Below are 2204 nucleotides of genomic sequence, written 5' to 3'. Positions count from 1 at the left end.
AAATTGCTACCAGACAAATTTTAGTAGATTGGCAGCAAGAGTTTCCCCAAGCTTTGTTACTTCAAACCTTCACCCAGCCCATTTTTGGCAAGCCTACGTTCTTTTTTGAAATCATTGAGCGCCGCTGTCAGGCCAAGGGATTTGGAGAAGGGAATTTTCGTGCTTTGTTTGAAGCCATCGAGCGGGAACAGAACAAGCGAGGAAGTTTATCAACGTAAGCTAATGCGCTACGCGCACGCTACGCGAACAGCGATCAGCTATCAGCGATCAGCTATCAGCTACCAACTTACGGCGGTTTGCATAACTATCAGGTGCGCTTGACCCATTAAGAATTAAATTCGCCACGGGTCGCACCTCAGGTACACAGGATTGTTTTTCCTGTTCCCTGTTCCCTGTTCCCTGTTCCCTGTTCCCTGTTCCCTAAAAACCCAGAACTTTGTACCTAACTGAATGGCAAACCGCTGTATGCTTACGTTAATAATGCTCAAGGTTAATTTCTCTACTTGGAGGTATTGACAAAATGCCTTACCTTTTAACTTGTAATCAATGTCAAGTATCCAGTATAATTCTCTGTGTAGTGAGAAACCTTAGTTTTCTAGACCATAAAATCATGGGAAGTAAGAGTAGCAAGGTGTCGTCTAAGTCAAAACTCCGGGCGCGCTCAGTCCTTCAATTTATAGGTTAAACTACAGTAAAATAAGTCGTTTTTAAGGATTTTTTTTAGACTAATAAGCTACTCATATTAAACTGAAAAACCATAAATTTGAATCCAAGGTTACTTGAAAATGTTAACCGCATTACAACAAATAAAATTAACAACATTATTCAACAATATCGATGCTGATTCAGGTGGAACTCTCAACCAAGATGATTTTCATCTGATTTTGAATAAACTGGCTATTTCACGAGGGCTAAAACCTAATTCTTGGCAATATGCCTATCTGCGTTCTATCTTGGTGTCCATGTGGAATAACTTGAGTTTGGCTGATCAAAACAGGGATGCAGAAATCACCCTTGAGGAATGGTTTAAGTATTACGACAATCTGATTCACTCAGATGCCTATGAACCCCTTATTCATTTGCAATGTGATGTCTTTTTTGCTTTACTTGATGAGGATGACAATGGAGAAATTAGTCAGCAAGAGTATGTAGATTTGGTCAGTGCCTATGGTGTTGATGCTAGTTGGGCAAGGGAAAATTTTTGCAAACTCGATTTGAATAGTGATGGACATATCTCTCAGGAAGAGCTTTTTACCTTGATGGATGAATTTTTCCGCAGTGATAACCCAAAATCTCCGGGAAATTACTTTTGGGGTTCCTATTAAATTTTTACGGTATTAATCTGAGATATTTTCCATGGATCGAATTCGACGTTCAGACATTCCAGAATTTTATTGTCCAATAGACGTAGCACTCAATAAAACTGGATAAACCTCTTGTCATTTCGTTAGTCCTAAACTTCTTACACCACAAGGGATACCCAGATTATTTACTATATAGCACTACGCATTAAGGTGTTTGACATTCCTAAATTACGAAACTTATTCATAGCTTACTTCTGACTTTTGACTTCTGACTTCTGACGCTAAGCGTAGCGCTATACCACTTGATAAAACCCATTAACTATTTCTTCCAAGGAAACTTGGTACCCATCTCAGTTAGGGCAGAAAATACCAGATACAGGATCAGTAAACCAACAGTAGCTAGAAACAAAACAATATCATTATCCATAAAATTAAGGGAATCGGGAATCGGGAATCGGGAATCGGGAATCGGGAATCGGGGATAATAATTTAGGCCAATATAACCAAAAAATTCGTTGATCTAATTATACTAAATAAAGACTCCCTAGCATTCAGCAGACAGCTGAATGCTTACACCACTAATGAAGCTTCCTGTTCTCCTCAACAGACAGCAATTGGTCAAGCCAACCCTGAAACTCTTTGAGAGAAGCAATAGTAATTCCTTGTCGATGCAAGGTTTTTAACACAGAGACCGACTCAATCTGGTTAATTTTCTCAACCAACTCCCTTGGCAAATCCTCAAATCGTACCTGAAGAACTTCCAAAAGAGTCTCTCGACTATTTTGGAGAATGCCTTCTTCTATCCCCTCTTTACGAGCAAGGCGCTCTATACTAGTAACATAGGGCATTGTGCTTTCCTCCTCAAAACGTCTGACTTGCTGTTTAAACCCAATCTGAAAG

At 39.5% G+C, this 2204-nt stretch carries 1 protein-coding gene and 2 pseudogenes; 2 read left to right on the top strand and 1 reads right to left on the bottom strand.

The genetic code is table 11. The features are described from left to right. Both F6K53_RS37985 and F6K53_RS37980 read left to right on the top strand, forming a co-directional pair. A pseudogene (locus F6K53_RS37985) lies at positions 1–218 on the top strand (4-hydroxyphenylpyruvate dioxygenase); the annotation flags it as partial. A gap of 567 nt (positions 219–785) precedes the next feature. After that, positions 786–1325, top strand: a complete 540-nt coding sequence (locus tag F6K53_RS37980) for a hypothetical protein (RefSeq protein ID WP_293084885.1) — start codon at positions 786–788, stop codon at positions 1323–1325. Between the two features lie 557 nt (positions 1326–1882). On the opposite strand, the pseudogene F6K53_RS37975 reads toward F6K53_RS37980, so the two are convergent. Then, positions 1883–2204 (bottom strand): annotated as a pseudogene (locus F6K53_RS37975) (transposase); the annotation flags it as partial.

This window comes from Moorena sp. SIO4A1 (genome assembly GCF_010672065.1).
Classification (GTDB): Bacteria; Cyanobacteriota; Cyanobacteriia; order Cyanobacteriales; family Coleofasciculaceae; genus Moorena.
This window is presented reverse-complemented; position numbering and strand designations above follow the sequence as displayed.

Coding starts and splice junctions, on each gene's coding strand:
- F6K53_RS37980 (WP_293084885.1), top strand. CDS start 786: ATGTTAACCGCATTACAACAAATAAAATTAACAACATTATTCAACAAT.